At 32.9% G+C, this 17,698-nt stretch carries 11 protein-coding genes; 1 reads left to right on the forward strand and 10 read right to left on the reverse strand.

From position 1 onward, the window contains the following. Positions 1-8 precede the first annotated feature (8 nt). The 10 genes from oppC to C4Q29_RS04405 form a co-directional block, all read right to left on the reverse strand. The gene (gene oppC, locus C4Q29_RS04360) at positions 9-959 is read right to left on the reverse strand and encodes an oligopeptide ABC transporter permease OppC (RefSeq protein ID WP_103981594.1); all 951 of its coding nucleotides are present in this window, start codon (positions 957-959) and stop codon (positions 9-11) included. Continuing rightward, positions 959-2,452: an ABC transporter permease gene (locus tag C4Q29_RS04365; protein ID WP_103981595.1), complete on the reverse strand. Its 1,494-nt coding sequence runs from the start codon at positions 2,450-2,452 to the stop codon at positions 959-961. Before C4Q29_RS04365 ends, oppC begins: the two co-directional genes overlap by 1 nt. A 193-nt stretch (positions 2,453-2,645) precedes the next feature. Next, complete coding sequence (locus tag C4Q29_RS04370) at positions 2,646-4,625, reverse strand: peptide ABC transporter substrate-binding protein (protein WP_103981596.1); 1,980 nt, start codon at positions 4,623-4,625, stop codon at positions 2,646-2,648. A 372-nt stretch (positions 4,626-4,997) separates the two neighbouring features. Beyond that, on the reverse strand, positions 4,998-6,683 hold the full coding sequence (locus C4Q29_RS04375) for a proline--tRNA ligase (RefSeq protein WP_103981597.1): 1,686 nt from the start codon (positions 6,681-6,683) through the stop codon (positions 4,998-5,000). Further along, complete coding sequence (locus tag C4Q29_RS04380) at positions 6,683-8,812, reverse strand: Tex family protein (protein WP_103981598.1); 2,130 nt, start codon at positions 8,810-8,812, stop codon at positions 6,683-6,685. Before C4Q29_RS04380 ends, C4Q29_RS04375 begins: the two co-directional genes overlap by 1 nt. Then, positions 8,812-9,937, reverse strand: a protein-coding gene (gene prfB, locus C4Q29_RS04385) for a peptide chain release factor 2 (protein ID WP_234994044.1) whose coding sequence is annotated in 2 segments (ribosomal slippage) — positions 8,812-9,849 and positions 9,851-9,937 — 1,125 coding nt in all. Because the reading frame shifts where the segments join, the coding sequence is not laid out codon by codon here. Before prfB ends, C4Q29_RS04380 begins: the two co-directional genes overlap by 1 nt. 1,108 nt (positions 9,938-11,045) lie before the next feature. Then, positions 11,046-11,840 carry a class B sortase gene (locus C4Q29_RS04390; protein ID WP_103981600.1) on the reverse strand — a complete coding sequence of 265 codons (795 nt, stop codon included), beginning with the start codon at positions 11,838-11,840 and terminating at the stop codon, positions 11,046-11,048. An 8-nt stretch (positions 11,841-11,848) separates the two neighbouring features. Then, a complete protein-coding gene (gene secA / locus C4Q29_RS04395; RefSeq protein WP_103981670.1) occupies positions 11,849-14,584 on the reverse strand; it encodes a preprotein translocase subunit SecA in 2,736 nt (911 codons plus the stop codon). Positions 14,585-14,698: 114 nt separating this feature from the next. Continuing rightward, positions 14,699-15,232 (reverse strand): ribosome hibernation-promoting factor, HPF/YfiA family, encoded by a 534-nt coding sequence (gene hpf, locus C4Q29_RS04400; protein WP_103981601.1) that lies wholly within the window; start codon positions 15,230-15,232, stop codon positions 14,699-14,701. Between the two features lie 102 nt (positions 15,233-15,334). Continuing rightward, on the reverse strand, positions 15,335-16,753 hold the full coding sequence (locus tag C4Q29_RS04405) for a S1C family serine protease (protein WP_200813121.1): 1,419 nt from the start codon (positions 16,751-16,753) through the stop codon (positions 15,335-15,337). Positions 16,754-16,914: 161 nt separating this feature from the next. On the opposite strand from C4Q29_RS04405, the gene C4Q29_RS04410 reads away from it, so the two are divergent. Then, positions 16,915-17,697: a MurR/RpiR family transcriptional regulator gene (locus C4Q29_RS04410; RefSeq protein WP_103981602.1), complete on the forward strand. Its 783-nt coding sequence runs from the start codon at positions 16,915-16,917 to the stop codon at positions 17,695-17,697. Position 17,698 lies beyond the last annotated feature (1 nt).

The raw sequence follows: 17,698 nt of genomic DNA on the forward strand, positions 1-17,698 counted from the left end.
ATTACCTCCTATATTCCGTGATTTCTTGGGTCTGATGCATCAGCTAGTGTTTGTCCTACTAGATAGAAGGAAACTGTGATTACAGCTAAAACTGCTACCGGTATAAAGAATAGGTATGGAGCTGATTGCATGTATTGTGAGTGTAGTTGTATAGTCCTACCTAATGAAGCTTGGTTCACAGTTAAACCTAAACCTATAAATCCTAAGAATACCTCTGTTGAAACATAACCAGGCAATCTTGATGCAGCTGATGTAACAACAACTGATATTAGGTAAGGTAAGATATTGTGTGTAATAATCTTCCATGTACTTGAACCAAGTACTCTTGAAGCCATGTTGTATTCCCTATCACGGATTATCATAACTTGAACTCTTATAAAGTAAGCCATACCAATCCATGATGTTGCTGATAATGAGAATATCAACTGTGGAATACCTGCCCCTAAAACATATGAAAGAATCATAACTATCAAAGTATAAGGAATGTTTGATACAACATTGTATATATCTAGTAAATAAAAGTCTAAGTTCTTATTGAATCCCCATATCATACCTACGATGATACCAATTGTCATGGTAATGATTGTAACTGTAAATGATATAGTCAATGAAGTACGAGCACCTGCCCATACCATATTAAACACATCTCTACCTACGTCATCAGTACCAAATGGGTGTTCTAAACTAGGTTTTAAAAATTTAGCACTAGGGTTATTAATGTTCTGCTGCTGTGAATGGTCATAACCTGATATTAATGGTTGTATAAATGAGAATGCTAATACTGTTATAAGTATGATTAACATAAATACAGCAAACTTTGAGGAAAAGAATTTCTTAAATACTGAACCCCAATATGAATATTCTGGTGCAGCAATCCTTTCGGAAACTCTATCATCTATGTCAACAAATTCAAACATGTCATCTGTCAACACCAGTTCTTTGTTTTTTTCTTGTGACATTAGACTTCTCCTTTCCCATTATCTAATGAAATTCTTGGGTCTACCCAAGTCATCAATATATCTCCAGCAAACTGAGCAAATATAGCTAAGGATGTAAAGATAAATGTTAAAGTAATAATCATGTTGTTATTACCTGCTTTCATAGCATCTGGCAACATTTTACCCATACCCGGTATAGCAAATATAGTTTCGGTATAAATAGCACCAACAATTTGTAAAACTATTGATGATGGAATACCGTTAACTATAGGAATAACCGCATTTTTCAATATATGGTTCTTTGAAATTTCATTTCTTGATAAACCTTTTGCTCTAGCAAATTTTACATAGTCTGCTGATTGTTGGTCTATCATATATCTCCTTATCCAGGTCATGATTCCTGGCATACCTATAATAACCATAACTACTATAGGCATTATATAAGATCTAATATTGTGTGGTCCTAATTGTGGGAACTTATCTGGGAACCCAAACATTGAACCTATATATTTTAATACGAATATTAAAGCTAATGATGGCACAGCTATTAATAAGTTAATATATGCTATACCTAACTTATCAACCATTTTACCTTTATTTCTTGCCATTGCAATACCCCAAGGTAAGGCTAACATATAAGATAATACTAGTGCGATTATACCGAAAATATAAGACATCCCTATCATGGAAGGCGCATCTTTCAATATTTTTGCAGATGCATAATGGTCTTCATATTTTTGCTCATCTAAGTGGTCTATTGAATGCTTATATTGTAAAGAATGTAAGTCTTCTGCAGATGTAGACTTATGGCCTGTTGGGAAGGTTATTTCTCTTCTTTTTTGTGAGCCTTGTGGTTCAGATATAACCTCTGTTGTTGATGATCCTGGATTTGTTGGGAATGATCTACCAAATTCAAAACTTAAGAAGTTTTGGTGAATAAATGGGAATTTACCATTAAAGTATATTTGATATTTATTTTCACAACCATAACAAGTCAAAGCTGGTACACCATTGTGGTCAGTTCCAAAATGGTAGCCTCTATCAGTTTCTAATTTTGGATCATTTGCATTTTGTATACGGTTTGGTGTGTCAAAATGAAATAGTCTTGTGAAATATTTTTTCAATAATTCAAGTGAGCCAAATTTCCTGTATCCATAAGGTGTATTTTTTAAGTTTCCTTCATCTAGGAAACGTCCAATTACGAAACCTTTATCTTCAAATTCTTTTAATACAGCATTTTGTTCTGGTGAATCATTTACTGTACATTGACCGGACTTATCTTCAGCTCTAGCACACATTTGTCCTATATTTACATATTCTAAGTAACCTAAACTTTCAAGGGTAGATAACCTATAAGTTATCTTCTCATTTCCTCTTAATTTAGCGAAAGTTTTATCGTCTTTAAATAAGTTATCTTCCGGCATCAAAGTAAATACCATAACGATAACAATAGCTACTACTATAAATATCGATAATATAGCTTTTAGGAATCTTAGTAATAAATACCTGTTCATCTCTTTCTCCTATCTTTAAATAATATAAATTATAAGAACAATTATATAATAAATACAGCTCTTATTCAAATTAAAATATTGTCCAAATAAAAAATCCAGCAAAATAATTGTTAGATTTTTTATTAAGACAATATCTAAAATAAAAATAGTTAAGAGGTTGAATAGGTATTCAACCCCTTAAAATCTAACTATTTTATTCTGAGAATTCTTTTTCTCTTTCTTTTTCCCAAGCATCTCTGATTTGTTGATATTCTTCAGTTGTTACAAGTTCAGTTCTTAATTTTCTTCCCTTGTATTTGTGTGAAGCTAAACCAACTTGTGAGTATGGTCCTTCTAGTGGTTCTAATTTAGATACAATTTCACCTCTTGAAGCCATTTGACCTGGTAAGTATAATTTATTAGCTATTAACCAAGCATCTGCCTTAGCAAATAATTCATATCTCTTGTCTAAGTCTTCTACTTCATTTTTAGCTTCTTGATATAATTTTTCGTATTGTGTAAATCCTACTTTTTCTTTAATATCTGCATTGTCAGGATCGGTACCCAATCCGATATTTACCATGTATGAACCTTCTGTTGTAGAAAATGTTTGTGCAAATGTTTGTGGGTCGTTATAGTCTGGGCCCCATCCTGAGAATGTTGAGATATCATAATCAACTGCTGCAGGATCTTCGTTACGGAAGGCAACGTTGTAAACAGTTGCTTCTGGAGCCATTACTAATTCTACAATGATTTTTCCATCTGTATTTGCTTCTACTGATTGTTTTAATGAGTTAGCTTGTTTTACTAAAGCGTCACTTGTTTCTAAAACTAGGTAGTCTAAGTGTACTGGGAATTCGATACCTTCTTTTTCAGCTGCTGCTAAAAATTCTAGTGCTTTATCCTTGTTTAACCATGGATCTTGTGCGTCATCTAGTACTACTTCTTCACCTGTTAATTCTTTGTATTCTTTTTCTACTAAGTCGTAGTATGGTTTACCATCTTTTGTTGTAGCAGCTTCTGGGAAGTTGTTCACGTTTCTTAATGTTCCCTTAGCTACTTCTTCAGCTGTATTTACAGCTAAGTAAGCTGTTCTATCAAATGCAGCTTGGAATGCTTTTCTAAAGTTTAAGTTTTGAATAGCATTTCTTGTGTTTTCTCTCTTAGCTTCGTCTTGAGCATATCCTGTTAGATTGAATGATTGTCTGTTATAGTTCATCAATACACCAAATACTGAAGCGTTTGGTTGTGATTCTCTTACATATTCTTTATATTGTTCTTTAACTTGACTATAGTCTTTCCAGTTAGCTCTTAGGCCCATTGATGGGTATGTTCCATTTTCGAAACCTGTCTTGATTGAGTATGGATCTTCACCATTGTCGTAGATTTCTGTAATTTTCTTGATAAATACATTGTCTACATCCCAATATTGTTCGTTTTTAATAATAACGATTGATGATTTTGAGTCAAATGATTCTAATACATATGCACCATTATATAAGATTGAATCTGGTGATGTTGAACCAAAGCTACAATTTTCTGGGTTTGGTGCACCTAATTTACATCCTGTACCTTGACCTTCTAAGAATTTTTGGTTAATAGGCATTAATATGTTGTAAGTTGTAAAGTCTAAGAAGAATGGTGTTGGTTTTTCTAATGTATAAACTAAGGTTTGATCATCTACAGCTTTTATACCAACTTTTTCCCATGCTTCATCAGAAAAGTCTGAGTTTAAATATTCTGTATAACCTTTTATAACACCTTGAACAAGTTCATTTACACCTGATTTAAATTCTGCAGCGTGTCTTAAACCTGTAACAAAGTCTTGAGCTTTAACATCTTCATATTCTTCTTGGTTAGATGTTACCCATTTAATACCTGATTTTAGTTTGAAAGTATATTCTGTTTTATCTGCACTTTCTTCTACAGATTCTGCTAGAGCTGGTACTAATTTACCTACTCTATCATTTTCCATTAAACCATCTACAAAGTTAGCATTGTATGCGTGGTCTGGGTTTTTGTTTGTAACAACGTAGTCCATTGATGCTAACGCGTTATTACCAGCCATTGTTAGCTCGTCTTGATACTCTACATTTTTCCCTGTTGAGCTTCCGCCACCACTTGGGGAACAAGCTACTAGAAATACCATTACTAGAGCTAATAATAATGAAAGAGTTCTTTTTGTTCTACTCATAATATCCTCCTAAGTATTTTATAGAAATCCTAAATTTTCTATATTGTTAATTAGTATAGTAAAATTTTATTTGTCTGTCAAAAAAAATATATTATTTTATGAAAATATTTTTGATTTTTTTCATCACTATTTTAAATATTCATAATTGTATTTAGATGATTGCATAAAGTAATCTTCTAAACTCAAGTGTTTTAGCATTTTAAATAAATTAGTCTTATAAATATATATTACTTACATTTTCGCAATATATGTATAAAAATACAAATAATGTATATAAGTCATTTTTGTAACATTAACCTTTCTAACTATTTCAAGTCAATAAACGCAAAACACCCCATCTATTCTATATAGATGAAGTGTTTTAAGCAAGATCTATAGAAGTTCTAAAACTTCTTTATAGTCCATATTTTTATTTTCTTTTTCTTTTCTTGTTGAGTATTCAACTATGCCTTGGCTAGCATCCCTTCCTACTGTAATCCTATGAGGAATACCGATTAAATCTCTATCCTTAAATTTAACCCCAGGTCTTTCATTCCTATCATCAAGTAGAACTTCTACTCCTCTATCAGTCAATTCTTGATAGATTTTTTCAGCCAAGTCAACTTGATCTTGATCATTATGCTTTACGATTGTAATAATTACCCTATAAGGAGCTAGGTTTTCTGGCCATATAATACCATCTTCGTCATGGTTTTGTTCCACAATAGCAGTCACTGACCTTGTGATACCTATACCATATGAACCCATTACAAAGTAATTTTCCTTACCATTTTCATCTAAGAATGTTGCATGTAATGGCTTAGAATACTTTTCACCTAATTGGAAGATATTACCAACTTCTATACCTCTGGCAAATTCTAATTTTTCTCCATTTGGTCCTAGGTCAGTTTCTTCTATCATCAATAAGTCTTCTACAACTTCCGCTTCAAAGTCTCTACCATAATTTACATTTATATAGTGAGCATCAGCCTTGTTTGCTCCTACTACAAAGTTTGTCATTTGACTTATTCTTGAATCTATTAGCAGTTTTACCTTATCGCTAAGACCGATAGGTCCTGTAAAACCAGCTGGTCCACCAGTTATTTCTTCTATATCTTGATCGCTCATCATTTCTATTTCGTTTTCTGAAATTCCTACATAGTTTAAAAACTTATTCATATTAAGTTCTCTATTTCCAGGAACTAAAACAATAAAGTATTGGTCTTCAGCCTTTAGAGCTATAGCTTTTGCCATTTTTTCTCTAGGAATGGATGTGAAGTTTTCTAACTCTTCCATGGTCTTTACATTTGGTGTAGAGATTTCTTCCATTTCTTTCGCTTCTTCTTTATCAGTTATTTGGTAAGTAACTGCAGCTTTTTCATCAGTTGCTGCATAGTCTGATTGGTCAGAATAAACAATGATACCTTCACCAGTTTCTGCCATGGCTATAAATTCATGGGAAACTCCTGTCCCCATAAGACCTGAATCACCTTCTACAACCCTGTAGTCTATGCCCATTCTATCAAAGATATATTCGTATGCCTTCCACATGTTTTGGTAGGACGCTTCCAAACCTGCTTGGTCCTTATCAAAACTATAGGCATCTTTCATGGTAAATTCTCTGGCCCTATTTATACCAAATCTTGGTCTTTTTTCATCCCTATATTTGGTTTGTATTTGGTAAATATTTAATGGTAATTGCTTGTATGATTTTAATTCATCCCTCACAAGGGTTGTGAAATATTCTTCTGCTGTAGGTCCAAGGCAAAAATCTCTGTTGTTTCTGTCTTTTAACCTAAACATTTCTTCGCCAAACTTATCCCATCTACCGGATTCAACCCAGATTTCTTGTGGTTGAAGAGCAGACATCAAAACTTCTTGTCCATCAAATTTGTCCATTCCTTCCCTAACTAGGTTTTCAATCTTTCTTATAACCCTATATCCTAATGGTAGGTAGGAATAAATACCTGAAGCTGATTTTCTTATCATACCAGCCCTTAAAAGAAGTCTATGTGATGCAATTTCTGCATCTTGTGGATCTTCTTTTAAAGTTGGCATATAAAATTTATTCATTCTCATTATTGCTTAATTCCTTTCATACTTAGGCCAACCTGCCCTCTATTTTTATCAATTTTTATAATTTCAACATCTACTATATCTGATACTTGTAATACTTCTGAAGGATGTTTGATATATTTGTCAGAAATCTCAGAAATATGCACCAAGCCATCATTTTTAATACCTATATCAACAAAGGCACCAAAGTCTACTACGTTTCTAACAGTTCCTTTTAACTTCATACCTACTTGTAAGTCGTCGATGGATAAGACGTCTGACCTTAATATAGCTTTTGGCATATCTTCTCTTGGGTCTCTACCCGGTTTTTTCAACTCTTGGATGATATCCTTTAAGGTAGGTTCTCCAACTTCTAATTCTTCAGCTAATTCTTTCACATTAATCTTGTCAAGGTCTAAATCTTTCACCTTGCTTGCAATTTCATATGATTCTGGGTGAACACCTGTGTTATCTAGCGGATTATCACCATCAGCTATTCTTAAGAAACCGGCTGCCTGTTCAAATGTTTTAGGTCCTAGACCTTTTACCTTCTTTAATTCTTGTCTGTTTGCAAATCTTCCATTTTCAGTCCTGTAGTCTAAGATATTTTTAGACACCTTTGAAGATAAGCCTGATACATAAGACAATAAGGAAACTGATGCCGTATTTAAGTTTACACCAACTAGATTTACAGAGTCTTCAACTACATTTCCTAAAGTTTCTTCCAAGGCTTTTTGGTTAACATCATGTTGGTATTGGCCAACACCGATATGTTTAGGATCTATCTTTACCAATTCAGCTAAAGGATCTTGGATACGTCTAGCTATGGAAACAGCCCCTCTAACCGTAACATCCTTATCTGGGAATTCTTCCTTAGCAATTTTTGATGCTGAATAAACTGAGGCACCTGATTCATTTACAATTGTGTAAAACACTTCTCTATCAAAGCTATTTTCATTTAACATCTTTGCTACTACCGCTTCTGTTTCTCTTGAAGCTGTACCATTACCTATAGCAACAAGCGAAACCTTATATTTATCTATAAGCTCTAGCATTATCTTAATTGAACCTTCAACATCTTCTTTTGGAGGAACTGGATAAATAATTGTGTCGAATAATAGATCACCTAATTCTGAAACAATTACTAGCTTACAACCAGTCCTATATGCCGGGTCTATACCCATTACTACAGTCTCCTTTATAGGAGCTTGCATTAGATAAGGCTTTAAGTTTTTAGCAAAAACTTCTATAGCCTGTTGGTCTGCTTTTTCTGTAAGTTCAGCTCTGATTTCATTTTCTACAGAAGGGAATAACAAACGTTTGTAGCCATCTTCAACAGCTTCAAATATATATTGGTAATTTTCTGCAGCCTTGTCCTTTTGGATACTTCTAGTAATAAAGGCAATGTTAGCTTCATCTGTCAAGTTTACATTCACCTTTAGATATCCTAGTTTTTCACCCCTATTTATAGCTAAAACTCTGTGAGAAGGAATTTTGGAAATTTTTTCTTCAAAGTCAAAATATTGAGCAAAAGTATTAGCCACTTCCATTTCTTCTTGATTATCTTCATCTATTTTAGCCAACTTAGAAGTTATAGTTCCTCTTCTTTCAGCGTCTGACCTAAGTATATTTCTAAATACAGTAGCATCTGACACTAATTCAGCCAAAATATCCTTGGCACCATTAACGGCATCCTCTACAGTTTCAACTTCATCTGTTAGGTACTTTTCTGCCTCTTCTGTTATACTTGGACTTCCTTCTTTCCAGGTTAGAATAAAGTTTGATAAAGGTTCCAAACCTTTTTCCTTAGCCTTTGTTGCCCTGGTTTGTCTCTTTTGCTTGTAAGGTCTATAAATATCCTCTACATCTTTAAGAGTTTCTGCTGCTTGTATTTCTTTCATTAAAGCATCTGTCATCTTATCTTGGTTTTCAATAGAAGAAATAACCTCTTCTTTCCTGCTTTCAAGATTTCTTAAGTAGGATAATTTATCTTCCAAGTCTCTTAAAACCTCGTCAGTCAGATTGCCAGTAACTTCTTTCCTATACCTAGCAATAAAAGGTATGGTGTTGCCTTCGTCTATTAAATCTATGGTTTTTTCAACCTGACTTTCCCTAATATTTAATTCTTCAGCTATTTTTTTTATTATATCCATTAGTCCTTCTCTACTTCTTTCATATTTAAATAACTATTTATAAACTGGTCTAAATCGCCATCCATTACCTTATCCACTGTTCCAACTTCATAGTTTGTACGGTGGTCCTTGACTAAGGTGTAGGGTTGGAATACATAAGACCTGATTTGAGATCCCCAAGTGATTTGAGAATACTTCCCTTGAATATCCTCTATCTTCTCTTTGTGCTCTTCTTCTTTGATTTGAACAAGTTTAGCCTTCAGCATATTCATAGCTTGGGCCCTATTTTGGATTTGAGACCTCTCATTTTGACTTGATACTGTAACTCCTGTAGGCAAGTGGGTAATCCTAACTGCTGAGTCAGTAGTATTTACGTGTTGACCACCAGCCCCAGATGCTCTGTAGGTGTCTATCTTCAAATCTTTTTCTTCTATTTCAATATCTGTATCATCATCAAGCTCAGGATAAACATCAACCGATGCGAATGATGTATGCCTTCTAGCATTAGAATCGAAAGGAGATATTCTAACCAGTCTGTGGACTCCTTTTTCTGATTTTAAATGACCATACACATAAGACCCTGAGACCATCATGGTTACAGATTTTATTCCTCCTGCATCTTCATTATGTAGCTCGGTAACAGTATACTTGTATGATTTCGATTCAAAATATCTTGTATACATTCTCATCAGCATTTGAGCCCAGTCTGTAGCCTCGAGACCTCCAGATCCAGCATTGATAGAAAATATTACATTATTTTTATCATAAGGTCCTGATAATAAAGTTTTTGTATTTAACTTACTTATTTTGCTTTTAACTTCATTTAGGTCACTAGTGATGTCATCTTTCATATCAATGAATTCTTCAACACTCAAAAGGTCCATTATTTCAGCTATTGATGATAAAGATCCCTCCATTCGCCTATAATCTTCTATAGTGTCTCTTGTATCATTTATCTCAATCATTGTTTTTTGAGCCTTCTCACTATCATCCCAGAAACCTTCTTGCATACTTTCTTTTTCAAGCCTTACTAGGTCTTTTTCCAATTGGGGAATGTCAAAGAGACCTCCCTAATTTTTCTAGTGTATCTTGAAGCTCTTCTATTTCTTTTAATATTTCAAAACTTTCTATAGCAATCACTCCCATCTTTAATATATTATAATCCATCCTTAATTATAGCAATTTAGCGACTTATTATCCAATAAAATGTTTTGTTTGTAAAGTTAGTTTATCTATAAAGTTAGTTTGAGTCCATAAATTACGTTTTAAGAATGCTTGGCCATGTAGGTTTTGGGGTTTTTGATTTATACATTTTTACTTTGGCCTGAATGTGATGAGGGTTTTGATGTTTTTGCGGAAACCTGCGTGACTTGGTTGGGATGAATGTCATGTGGGTTTTGGGGTTTTCGTGGAAACCATCATGACATTTGGCTCTAGGCGGTCATGTAGGTTTTGGCGTTTTTGTGGAAACCAGCATGATGTCATGACTATTCCAACATTTCCTCTCCCTGACATGATTCCAACCCTCAGCTTTTCATGACTATTCCACCATTTCCTCTTCCTGTCATGATTCCAACCCTCAGCTTTTCATGACTATTCCACCATTTCCTCTTCCTGTCATGATTCCAACCCACAACTTTTCATGTTTATCTCACAATTCTCCAAACCTGTCATGATTCCAAGCACCAGCTTTTCATGTTTACCCCACAACTTCCTCTTCCTGTCATGATTCCAAGCACCAGCTTTTCATGACTATTCCACCATTTCCTCTTCCTGTCATGATTCCAAGCACCAGCTTTTCATGACTATTCCACCATTTCCTCTTCCTGTCATGATTCCAACCCTCAGCTTTTCATGACTATTCCACAACTTCCTCTTCCTGTCATGATTCCAACCCTCAGCTTTTCATGACTATTCCACAACTTCCTCTTCCTGTCATGATTCCAACCCTCAGCTTTTCATGACTATTCCACAACTTCCTCTTCCTGTCATGATTCCAACCCTCAGCTTTTCATGACTATTCCACAACTTCCTCTTCCTGTCATGATTCCAATCATCAGCTTTTCATTTTATCTCACAACTCTCCAAGCCTGTCATGACTTCATCTTCCAACAAGTACTCTAAATAAAAATTTTCACACTATCTTGCACTTATTAATATATAACGCAAAAACTGACCTCCTCCAAGTTGGTATTATATCCAACTTTTTGGGGCCAGTTTCAAATCGCCTAATAGTTTTATAAACTATCTTATTTTATTTTTTCAAAACTGCATGAACTACAAATCTACCTATATCTTCAACGTTATCACATGTAGATAAGGTCAATAATTTATCATCAGGACCTATCTCTCCCTCATATCCATAATCTACTTCAGATTTTTTAATAAGGTTGTTAGAGTATTTCACCCAATCTTCATCAGACATATCAAAACTTCTATAATCGTAATAAGCATCAATATAGTAAGCTGATATGATTTCATATTCTAAAACACCTTTTGGAGTAAATATTTCTATAGTCCTTGCTTTTCCGGTTTTTACAAATTCAGAATCAGCATATTGCTCTAACTCTTTAAACATAGGAGCTAAACTAGAAGAAGCATTCGACATATTGTGACCATATATGGTTGTATTTCTGTCAGAAAAATCTGGTTTATTAGTTTCCTCTATAAAAATAGTTCCTGGTATAGAATACTGCTTATTTATATCTCTTCTTAAATAATAAGAGTTATCTTTGTAAACTATAGGATAATCAATATGAGTATCTTTAATATTAATATAAGCTTCAATATCAGAATTTTTCTTCTTTAAATTTTCAATTAACTTTTTAGAATTTTCATCCCTCAAAGCTTTCAACTCTTCTGGTGAAAGTTTTTTATCTTTATCCTTATTTACTACTTCTTCAAATATTTTTGAAGTTTCATTATAGTTTTGCTGAGCTTTATATCTACTATAATAGTAACTTCCAATTTGGTATAAATTATAAGCTATAAAAATCAAAAGCAAAATCTGGATAATTGTTAATATCCTATTTCTAGTTTTTTTCTTCATTTCTTCTCCTATCTACCATGACAGTTTTTATATTTTTTACCCGAACCACATGGACAAGGGTCATTTCTTCCTATTTTTCTATCAACCACCCTTTGGACTGGTTGGTCTTGGTCTTCACCGCCTTGTAGCTTAGCTTCATTTTCTTTAACTACTTTTTCTCTTTGAATATTACTTGTAGGTTCTACATGGAATAAATATTTAATGGTATCTTCTCTGATAGAAGTATTTAAATCATTAAACATCTCATAACCTTCATTTGCATAGGCTCTTACAGGATCATCATTACCTAGCGCCCTAGCTCCAATAGATTGTTTTAACTGATCCATAGCATCTATATGGTCTACCCATTTGCTATCTACAACCTTTAAGAGAATTATTCTTTCTAACTCTCTCATTTGGTCTGCACCTATATTTTCCTCTCTTGACGCATAGATATCTTTAGCTATATTTAGCAAATCAACCTTTAACTTGTCTTGGTTAGTTAAATCAATGTTATCCCAATATTCTCCTGGTATACAAATTGAAGCTAGGTATGTTTTTAAGGCTTCAATTTCCCATTGATCCTTAGGAGTGGATGGGTTTGCAAAAGAGTCTACGGTATCAAATATAAAACCTTCAAGCATGTTCATGATGTTTTCATGGATATTATCACCATTCAATACTTGGTTTCTTTCACCATATATAACTTCTCTTTGCTTGTTCATTACGTTATCGTATTCTAAAACTCTTTTTCTCATGGCAAAGTTGTTTGATTCAACCCTTCCTTGAGCTTTTTCAATCGCTGTAGATAAAAGCTTTGCTTCTATAGGCTCGTCTTCTGGGAATGATGAGAACCTATTTAAAGCTTGGCCACCAAATAATCTCATCAAGTCATCTTCTAAAGAAATGTAGAATCTAGACCTTCCTGGGTCTCCCTGACGTCCTGACCTACCTCTTAACTGGTTGTCTATACGTCTTGACTCATGTCTTTCTGTACCAATGATCATCAAACCACCAGCAGCTACTACTTCCTTAGCATTTTCATCGGTTGCTTGTTTAAATTGTTTCTTTAATTCTTGGAATCTAGCCCTGCTATCTAAAATTTCCTGGTCATCAGTTTCCGCAAAACCATCTGCTTCATCTATTAGATAGTCCTCGAATCCTTCTTTTTTCATTTCTTTTTTAGCTAAATACTCAGGATTACCACCTAAAACAATATCGGTACCACGACCAGCCATGTTTGTTGCTATAGTGATTTTTCCTAGAACACCAGCTTGGGCAACTATTTCCGCTTCTCTTTGGTGTTGTTTAGCATTCAACACTTCATGAACTATTCTTTCTTTTTTCAATAACTTAGATAGGTATTCAGACTTTTCAATAGATACAGTACCTACAAGTATAGGTTGCTTTGTAGTAGCTTGGATTTCTTTTATTTCATCAACTACGGCAGCAAATTTTGCTCTTTCAGTTACATATATTCTATCATTTTCATCTTGCCTTATTACCGGTTCATTTGTTGGTATTTCAATAGAATCTAGATTATAAATTTCAGCAAATTCATCCTTTTCAGTCATAGCTGTACCAGTCATACCTGATAATTTATCATACATTCTAAAGAAGTTTTGGAAGGTAATTGTAGCTAGTGTTTTTGATTCACTCTTGATAGATACCCCTTCTTTAGCTTCAATAGCTTGGTGCAAACCATCGGAATATCTTCTCCCCTCCATGATACGTCCTGTAAACTCATCAACTATCAAGACTTCATCATCTTTAATTACATAGTCTATATCCCTATGCATGGTATTTCTAGCTTTTAAAGCTTGATTTATGTGGTGGATTAATTCCATATTTTCTGGATCTGATAGGTTTTCAACCGCAAAGAATTTTTCAGCCTTATCATTACCTTGTTCAGTAAGAGTAGCTGATTTTCTTTTTTCATCAACTACAAAGTCTACAGTTTCTAATTCATGTTCTTCAAATAAAGAATCTAACTTATTTTTCTCTGTTTCTTCAGGATCCAAGATACGACCTGTAAGAGTACTTACAAATTGGTCAGCCCTTTGATACATATCTGTAGAATCTTCACCTTGACCTGAAATTATAAGAGGGGTACGGGCTTCATCTATTAAGATAGAGTCAACCTCATCGACTATAGCAAAGTGTAAACCTCTTTGAACTGTATCTTCCTTGTGGATTTCCATATTGTCTCTTAAGTAGTCAAAACCTAATTGATTGTTTGTAGCATAGGTAATGTCAGACTTGTAAGCTTCTTGTCTTTCCCTTTCGCTTAAACCATGGATTACATTTCCTACTGTTAAACCTAAGAACCTATAGATTTTACCCATTTGATCCTTATCACGTTGAGCTAAATAATCGTTGACTGTAACTACGTGAACGCCTTTACCTTCTAAAGCATTTAAATATGCTGGTAAAGTTGCAACTAAGGTTTTACCTTCACCAGTTTTCATTTCCGCGATTTTACCTTGGTGTAAGATAATACCACCTAAAACTTGTACTGGGTACGGTTTCAATCCTAAGACTCTCCAAGCTGCTTCCCTTACAGTAGCAAAAGCTTCAACTAAAATATCATCTAAAGTTTCGCCTTGGGCTAATCTTCCTTTAAACTCTTCAGTTTTAGATCTTAATTGAGCATCTGTTAATTGTTCAAAATCTTTTTCTAAATCTAAAATTTTATCAACTGTTGGTTTTAATTTGTTTATTTCTTTTTCGCTATAGGATTTAAAAATCCATTTTAAAAAACTTATAGCCATCTGTTCTCCAATCTTTCCCTTATACTTATTCATAATAACTATACCATAAAATGCTTTTCAGATAAATAAAAAAGGAAGATAAAATCTTCCTTTTTATCTTTAATTCACTTATGCTTGTTCAATTACACCGTAGTTTCCATCATTTCTCTTATAAACTACAGAAACCAATTCAGTTTCAGCATCACTATATACGAAGAAATCATGGTTCAATAGTTCCATTTGCATAATTGCATCTTCTAAGAACATAGGCTTTAAGCCAATCTTTTTAGTCTTAATAACTTCTGGAACAAAATCTTCTTCTAAGGTAGTTTCATCTTCTTGAATATGTTCATATCTGATGGATTCACCTTGTCTTCTATTTTGTAGCTTTGTCTTATATTTCCTAATTTGTGAAATTAGACCATCTATAGCTCTATCAACAGAAGTTAACATATCATCGGTAGTTTCTTCGGCTCTTAAAATAGCGCCTCCCTTTAGAAATATTGTGATCTCAGCTTTTTTGAAATTTCCATTTACTGAAAATGTTGCTTTTGCATCTACATCTTCATCAAAATATTTATCAAGTCTGGAAATTTTAGCTTCAACCTCATTTTTGAAATTATCTCTAATATTTATATCTCTACCTACATATTCAATTCTCATTTCGTACCTCCTAATATCTGGTACTAATAATATACCCAATATAATAATTTATTAACACATATTTATATTTACTTTAGGATTTCTATATTTACTTTAGGATTTTTATATATTGGCTTGTTGACCTTCATAGGTAATATCTAAATCTAATTCTTTATTATCTCTTATTATTTTTATCTTACCTTTATCCCCTGCTCTCTTCGTTATAAGTGTTTGTTGGAGTTTATTCATTGAGTCTATCTCTACATCATCTATTTGAGTTATGATATCCCCCGCTCTTAATCCAGCCTTGTATGCTGAAGAATTTTTCAAAGCCTCAGCTATATAAACACCCTTGGAAGCTTCAATACTTCTATTGTTTGTATATTGTTTATATAGGTCTAAATCTATACCATTTATACCTAAGACTACTTGTGAGAATGAGCCCTTTTCTATAATTTGATCAACAATATTTTTACTTGTATTTGAAGGAATGGCAAAACCAATTCCATCAGTAGATCCAGCCTTAGCAGTATTGATACCTATAAGTTGCCCCTTACTATTTAACAAGGCTCCACCAGAGTTTCCTGAGTTTATAGAAGCGTCTGTTTGCATTAAGCTTGTCATAGTTGTTCCATCTTGCATGGTAATGGACCTATCAAGACCTGAAATATAACCAGATGTTAAGGTAGATTGCAAGTTAAATCCTAAAGGATTTCCAATAGCTATTGCCTTATCACCTATTTGAACCTTGCTTGAATCAGCAAATTCGATAGCTGGTAAACCAGTTTTATTCACCTTAATAACAGCCAAGTCTAAGTTAGTATTTTTATAAACAACTTCAGCTTCTGCTCTGGTATTATCAGAAAATAATACAGATATTTTTTCAGGATTATCTCCTATTACATGGGCATTAGTCAAGATATATCCATCTTCACTAACGATTACACCTGAGCCTATACCTTCAGACTTTTTCTCTGCTCCAAGCATAAATGGGTTAGATTTTATAAACGAAGTATGTATACCTACTACTGATGGAATAGCTTTTTTAGCAACAGCATTTTCTACATTATTTTCTTCACTAGCATTTATATTTATACTTGATTGGTTAGTTGTGCTCGGATTGGAATATCCTGGCAATTTATCTTTTACTAAAGGACCAATGAAAGAACCTAGGATTGCACCAATAAGAATCAAAGCAAGGATTCTAAAAGTCGAAAATCTTGTCTTAACTTTAGCTATTTGTTCATCCACATAATCTTTATCAACATAAATTTTATTTATATAATCATCATTTGATCTTTCATATGAAGATTCGCTGTAGTAATCTTTCTTGGAATCTTCAGTAAAATCTTCATCCTCAAATTTCATATTGTCATCATCTATTTTTGGGTCATTATCGGAATAAGTCTCATAATCAAAATCTGATACTTGATCAATATCATCTTGTCTCTTTTCAAAATCTTCATTTGTATTATTTGATTCATCTTGATTTTTATTATCTTGTAACCATCTTAAGAATTCATCATCATTTCTATTTGTCATAATCACATTTCCTTTCGTCAATTATTATAGATATAATATACATATAATATATAATAAAATTATGGATATTGTGAAGAAATTGTGGATGAAATAATTAATTTTTCTCATGTTGCAAATGTTGTCACACTTGATTTTACAATATTAATTATAATGGAGATATAATGATGAATATAAATGAAATGGATATCATAAAGCAATTAACTTCAATAATAAATAATAATAGAAGTGATAATACCGATTGGATTTTAGCAAACTATATTTTAGAAAATATACCAAATATAAATAAAATAAACATCATGGATATGAGTGAGGCTTGCTTCGTTTCAAGAGCTACCATAAGACGATTCACGATAAAGCTAGGATATGAAAATTTCTATGATTTTAAAAACCGAATCTCCAATATGTTTGCATACAAAAATGTTTCTTACAAAAAAGATAACTCCTTCTTCTATGAAGACTTTGATATCATTTATCAAAAGGTATGCAGCATGTTTAAACTAATCTTGAAAGAATTTAACAACGATATTATAGATGATATAGTAAATAAGATTTACAAGTCTAATAAATTTATTATTTTAAGTTCCGGGAAAATATATGGAGTACTTAAACAATTTCAAGAAGAGTTTATAATTTGTGGGAAAAATGTATTATTAAAGTCTCGTATAGATGATAATTTTTTATTTAAAAATTTAACTCAAGATGATTATATAATAATCATTTCTTCATCAGGAAAATACCTAGAACTTTTATCAAACGACCTTGAAAACTATAAGTTTGATTATGATGTAGTCACAATTAACAAAGATATAGAACAATCATTTAATATAAATACCGAAAATTTCGACCAAGTTGACATAGATATCTTTAATAAATATGGCATAACTTTTATATTCGATTTAATCTTAAATGAATATAGAAAATTATATGAAAGTATTAATAAATAAT

This window comes from Helcococcus massiliensis, assembly GCF_900258485.1.
Classification (GTDB): Bacteria; Bacillota; Clostridia; order Tissierellales; family Peptoniphilaceae; genus Helcococcus; species Helcococcus massiliensis.

What these genes read in the sequence shown, in the direction of transcription:
- oppC (WP_103981594.1), bottom strand. Translation starts at nt 959, where the DNA reads ATGTCACAAGAAAAAAACAAAGAACTGGTGTTGACAGATGACATGTTT.
- C4Q29_RS04365 (WP_103981595.1), bottom strand. Translation starts at nt 2,452, where the DNA reads ATGAACAGGTATTTATTACTAAGATTCCTAAAAGCTATATTATCGATA.
- C4Q29_RS04370 (WP_103981596.1), bottom strand. Translation starts at nt 4,625, where the DNA reads ATGAGTAGAACAAAAAGAACTCTTTCATTATTATTAGCTCTAGTAATG.
- C4Q29_RS04375 (WP_103981597.1), bottom strand. Translation starts at nt 6,683, where the DNA reads ATGAGAATGAATAAATTTTATATGCCAACTTTAAAAGAAGATCCACAA.
- C4Q29_RS04380 (WP_103981598.1), bottom strand. Translation starts at nt 8,812, where the DNA reads ATGGATATAATAAAAAAAATAGCTGAAGAATTAAATATTAGGGAAAGT.
- C4Q29_RS04390 (WP_103981600.1), bottom strand. Translation starts at nt 11,840, where the DNA reads ATGAAGAAAAAAACTAGAAATAGGATATTAACAATTATCCAGATTTTG.
- hpf (WP_103981601.1), bottom strand. Translation starts at nt 15,232, where the DNA reads ATGAGAATTGAATATGTAGGTAGAGATATAAATATTAGAGATAATTTC.
- C4Q29_RS04405 (WP_200813121.1), bottom strand. Translation starts at nt 16,753, where the DNA reads ATGACAAATAGAAATGATGATGAATTCTTAAGATGGTTACAAGATAAT.
- C4Q29_RS04410 (WP_103981602.1), top strand. Translation starts at nt 16,915, where the DNA reads ATGATGAATATAAATGAAATGGATATCATAAAGCAATTAACTTCAATA.